Source organism: Siminovitchia fortis, from assembly GCF_007681465.1.
In the GTDB taxonomy this organism is placed as follows: domain Bacteria; phylum Bacillota; class Bacilli; order Bacillales; family Bacillaceae_C; genus Siminovitchia; species Siminovitchia fortis.
Window position 1 is genome coordinate 1 of record NZ_VEKZ01000105.1, and the last position, 3,909, is coordinate 3,909.

At 41.7% G+C, this 3,909-nt stretch carries 8 protein-coding genes and 1 pseudogene; 8 read left to right on the forward strand and 1 reads right to left on the reverse strand.

The window, feature by feature from the left end; all coding sequences use genetic code 11:
• Nucleotides 1–142: 142 nt before the first annotated feature.
• From FS666_RS18830 to FS666_RS18860, 8 genes and pseudogenes are all read left to right on the forward strand, one after another.
• Complete coding sequence (locus tag FS666_RS18830) at nucleotides 143–919, forward strand: SGNH/GDSL hydrolase family protein (RefSeq protein WP_144463741.1); 777 nt, start codon at nucleotides 143–145, stop codon at nucleotides 917–919.
• 26 nt (nucleotides 920–945) lie between these two features.
• Nucleotides 946–1,530, forward strand: coding sequence for a YpmS family protein (locus tag FS666_RS18835; RefSeq protein ID WP_120072973.1), 585 nt, complete (start codon nucleotides 946–948; stop codon nucleotides 1,528–1,530).
• 26 nt (nucleotides 1,531–1,556) lie between these two features.
• The gene (msrA, locus tag FS666_RS18840) at nucleotides 1,557–2,108 is read left to right on the forward strand and encodes a peptide-methionine (S)-S-oxide reductase MsrA (protein WP_144463742.1); all 552 of its coding nucleotides are present in this window, start codon (nucleotides 1,557–1,559) and stop codon (nucleotides 2,106–2,108) included.
• Nucleotides 2,095–2,520 (forward strand): peptide-methionine (R)-S-oxide reductase MsrB, encoded by a 426-nt coding sequence (msrB, locus tag FS666_RS18845; RefSeq protein ID WP_120072968.1) that lies wholly within the window; start codon nucleotides 2,095–2,097, stop codon nucleotides 2,518–2,520. Before msrA ends, msrB begins: the two co-directional genes overlap by 14 nt.
• Nucleotides 2,521–2,639: 119 nt before the next feature.
• Nucleotides 2,640–2,774: a hypothetical protein gene (locus FS666_RS20540; protein WP_260842240.1), complete on the forward strand. Its 135-nt coding sequence runs from the start codon at nucleotides 2,640–2,642 to the stop codon at nucleotides 2,772–2,774.
• Nucleotides 2,753–2,827, forward strand: a pseudogene (locus tag FS666_RS20400) (YjcZ family sporulation protein); the annotation flags it as partial. The gene FS666_RS20540 and the pseudogene FS666_RS20400, both read left to right, overlap by 22 nt.
• 203 nt (nucleotides 2,828–3,030) lie before the next feature.
• Nucleotides 3,031–3,258, forward strand: coding sequence for a YozE family protein (locus tag FS666_RS18855; RefSeq protein ID WP_120072963.1), 228 nt, complete (start codon nucleotides 3,031–3,033; stop codon nucleotides 3,256–3,258).
• Nucleotides 3,259–3,277: 19 nt separating this feature from the next.
• Entirely contained in the window at nucleotides 3,278–3,448 is a 171-nt protein-coding gene (locus FS666_RS18860; protein WP_120072961.1) for a YozD family protein, read from the forward strand.
• Nucleotides 3,449–3,497: 49 nt separating this feature from the next.
• On the opposite strand, the gene FS666_RS18865 is transcribed toward FS666_RS18860, so the two are convergent.
• Nucleotides 3,498–3,909: amidase family protein (locus FS666_RS18865; RefSeq protein ID WP_244943970.1), on the reverse strand; the 412-nt coding region annotated here is incomplete at its 5' end.

Below are 3,909 nucleotides of genomic sequence, written 5' to 3' on the forward strand. Positions count from 1 at the left end.
GTATGAAAGTGCTTACAAAATTAAAGGGCGAAAATTTCTGCCCACAAATACTTGACTCAAACAATGGTTCAATATCTTTTTATCATATACGGCATATGATGTTATAATGAAGGCACTTAAATAAAGCGAGTGGGCAAGCCATATGAAAAAAATTGTATTTGCATTAATGTGTTTTGTATTACTTCTTGCAGGGTGTGCGAACCATACAAGAGAACTCGGTAAAAAGGAACCGGCTTTGGAACACAAGCAGATGCCCCCTGAAGATTTTATACCTCAAGATGTTAAAATAGTTTCTGTCGGGGATTCGTTGACCCAGGGAGTAGGATCTGATGATAAGCATGGAGGTTATATTCCCTTCTTAAAAGAAAACCTTGAGAATCTCAAAGGCATCAACAAGGCAGAGTTTGAAAATCACGGCAAAAAAGGAAACAGAACGGACCAATTATTGAGTCGCCTGCAACAGCCTGAGGTACAGTCAGACATTACCGATGCGGATTTTGTCATTATTACGATCGGCGGCAATGATGTCATGCAGGTCTTCAGGGAAAACCTTTTGGGTCTTAAGCTGAATAAATTCATTGCGGCGGAAGATGAATATCAAGACAGGCTGGATGACATATTAACCCTGATCAGGAGTTATAACAGTGATGCCGGAATCGTACTTGTCGGTATCTATAATCCTTTTATCAAATGGTTTTCAGATATAAAGGAAATGGATCAAATTGTCGACAACTGGAACAACGTAAGTTCTGAGACGATTGCAAAATATGATCATGCTCTTTTTGTACCTGTTGCCGACATTTTTGAAAATAATGAGGAGAGTCTGTTGTATACTGATTATTTCCACCCTAATACTCGAGGGTATGAGTTGATTGCAGAGCGAATTTACGATCTTTTGACTGCCGAAAAATATATATGATGAGCTTGCTGTACGGGGGACACATAATGGGTAACAAAAACGTTTGGAAAATAGCTTTTATTGTGTTGGCTGCCGCTAACTTGCTATTTGTTTGCGGCATTGGATTGCTCCTGTTTTTATCATCGGATCAAAAGGAGATTCCAAAAAACGCTTCGGATACGGGTACCTATTCGGAATTTACGATAGATACCCATAAAGAGGATTTGAACGACCTTATCAATTATTATATTGAAAAGGAAGGCCTGAATGGGCCCATTCATTATAATGTTTTTTTGACCGATGAGGTCGAGCTTTATGGAGAGGTTTCTGTATTTTCACAAGCCATGCAGTTGAAAATGACTTTTGAGCCGAAAGCTTTGGAGAATGGCGATCTTGTGCTGGAACAAAAGGATGTTTATTTGGGCGATGTAAAATTGCCGGTATCTTATATAATGAAATTTATACGGGATGCCTATAAATTGCCGCCGTGGGTCATTATCCAGCCAAATGACCACCAAGTATACGTGGCGCTGCAGGAAATGAGACTTAACAATGGCATTCAAGTAAGGGTGCAGGAATTTGACCTTGAAAAGGATAGGATATCTATGAAGATGCTTGTTCCCACAGAATAATTTGTATTGTACAAGGAGGGGTAATAATGGGAGCAGATGATCGGCTGCAGCTTGCAACATTTGCAGGTGGATGCTTTTGGTGTATGGTCAAACCATTTGACGAAATGCCCGGGATTAAAAAAGTTATATCTGGCTATACTGGCGGAACAACTGTTAATCCTACGTATGAACAGGTCTGTTCAGGGTTGACAGGCCACACGGAGGCCGTTCAAATCACGTTTGATCCAACAGTCATTTCTTATGACAAGCTTCTTGATCTATACTGGATGCAAATCGATCCGACCGATGCCGGTGGACAATTTTACGACCGGGGCGATTCATATCGCCCAGCCATTTTTTACCACAATGAAGAACAGCGGGTTTTGGCAGAAGAATCAAAGAAAGATCTGGACAAAAGCGGAAAGTTCTCAAAGCCTATAGCAGTAGCGGTTGAGCCGGCCAAGCCTTTTTATGAGGCAGAAGAATATCATCAGCACTTTTACCGGAAAAATCCCGAACGCTACACTGCTTACCAACATGGGTCAGGAAGGGCACAATTCATTGAGCGACACTGGGGTGAACAAAATGGAACAAAATGAGCTGAGAAAAAAGTTGACGCCGCTTCAATATGAAGTGACGCAGAATAATGGAACTGAGCCTCCTTTTCATAATGAATACTGGAATAACAAGGCGGAAGGGATATATGTAGATATTATTTCGGGAAAGCCATTGTTCAGTTCAAAGGATCAATATGATGCCGGCTGCGGTTGGCCAAGCTTTACAAAGCCGATTGAGGAAAGTGAAATATTGGAGAACCAGGACTTCAGCCACGGTATGATACGAACGGAAGTAAGAAGCAAGACTGCTGATTCCCACTTGGGGCATGTATTTCCGGATGGACCAGGGCCTGCGGGGCTGAGATACTGTATAAACTCCGCCGCTCTTCGCTTCATACCCAAGGAAAAGCTGGAAGAAGAAGGATACGGTGAGTTTAAAAAGCTTTTTGAATAGGCCGTTGCCTCTAAGCAAATAACCCTCAATTGTTTAAAAAATGGGCAAAAGCACATGCGGTCCGCGAAACACCTACATAGTATATGGATGAAGAGACCATATGAAATGATTGGGGAGTGATGACATGTACTATGGCGGATATGGGGGATATGGCGGCTGCGGATGTGGATGCGACGGCTTCGTATCGCCTGCGTATGGCTATGGTGGAGGTTGTGGATACGGCGGGTTTGGTTTCGCAGGCGGCTTTGCGCTGATTGTTGTGCTGTTCATCCTGTTGATCATCATCGGCGCCTGCTGGGTTAATTAAACGTATTTGAAAATCATGAAACACGAAAAGCGTAAAAATCTTTAAGCAGCGAGCCCCCTGAAAATAGGGGGCTTTTTGAAACTGGCTTTGCATACATTTATAGAAAGACAAACAATGTTTTTGCCTGCAAGGGCTTTTGGTTTACATGTGCTGGACAATCCATTATATTGGATGAACAAGAAAGCTGAAAGGCGTATGGGATCATGAAGAAATCTTTTTATCACTTTTTACTTAAATACCGGCAGCCGGAACCAAAAGATGAATTAAGTTTTTTTGCGGAAGAAGTTTATAAGGATCACGACTTTCCAAAAGATTCGCAGGATTATTATGAAATCAGCGAATACCTTGAATTGAACGGAAGCTATAAAACAACATTATCGGTTTATGATGAAGCTTGGGAGCTGTATTTGGAAGCAGAGAATAAAAAATAGAGAAAAGGGGCGGAATGAAATGCGCGAAATCGATGTGTTTATTGATACAGAAGAAATTGCCGAATTTTTTTACCAAGAACTTATCAAAAGGGGTTTCATTCCTGCAGAGGACGAGGTAAGGGAGCTTGCGGATATCACGTTTGAGTATTTATTGAAAAAAGACATCATTGCAGAAGAATCAGATGATTGATCATCAATAAAAGGGGAAGCTGAGGCTTCCCCTTAATGATGTCTTCATTTCATTGAAAACTGAAGGTTTGTTCCTTTAATACTTCTTCCCTCGTTTTATAAAAATCCCCGAGAAAGTGTTTTTCAAAAGCAGCTGCAGCGGATATAAGGCGCTGTTCATTCAGCTTTGCCCCAACAAACTGAACACCGACTGGAAGCTTATCGTCACTGAGACCGGCGGGAATAGAGATGGCCGGGTGTCCGGTCAGGTTAAAATAAGATGTGTATCGGATGAAGCAATTAAAAATAGGTTCTGGTTCATCGGTCAATTGAATAATTTCTTCTCCGACAGGTTTCGGGAGAGCCGGCAGGGTGGGGGTTACAATCAGGTCAACTTCATTGAATAAACGATTGAATTCGGGTATGAGTAAAATGTTTGTGGGCGAACAAAATGGGAACACGCCATTTCGATCCGTTTTACGA

Excerpts from the sequence above, each read along its gene's own strand:
- msrB (WP_120072968.1), top strand. The coding sequence starts at position 2,095 with ATGGAACAAAATGAGCTGAGAAAAAAGTTGACGCCGCTTCAATATGAA.
- FS666_RS20540 (WP_260842240.1), top strand. The coding sequence starts at position 2,640 with ATGACATGTACTATGGCGGATATGGGGGATATGGCGGCTGCGGATGTG.
- FS666_RS18830 (WP_144463741.1), top strand. The coding sequence starts at position 143 with ATGAAAAAAATTGTATTTGCATTAATGTGTTTTGTATTACTTCTTGCA.
- FS666_RS18835 (WP_120072973.1), top strand. The coding sequence starts at position 946 with ATGGGTAACAAAAACGTTTGGAAAATAGCTTTTATTGTGTTGGCTGCC.
- msrA (WP_144463742.1), top strand. The coding sequence starts at position 1,557 with ATGGGAGCAGATGATCGGCTGCAGCTTGCAACATTTGCAGGTGGATGC.
- FS666_RS18860 (WP_120072961.1), top strand. The coding sequence starts at position 3,278 with ATGCGCGAAATCGATGTGTTTATTGATACAGAAGAAATTGCCGAATTT.
- FS666_RS18855 (WP_120072963.1), top strand. The coding sequence starts at position 3,031 with ATGAAGAAATCTTTTTATCACTTTTTACTTAAATACCGGCAGCCGGAA.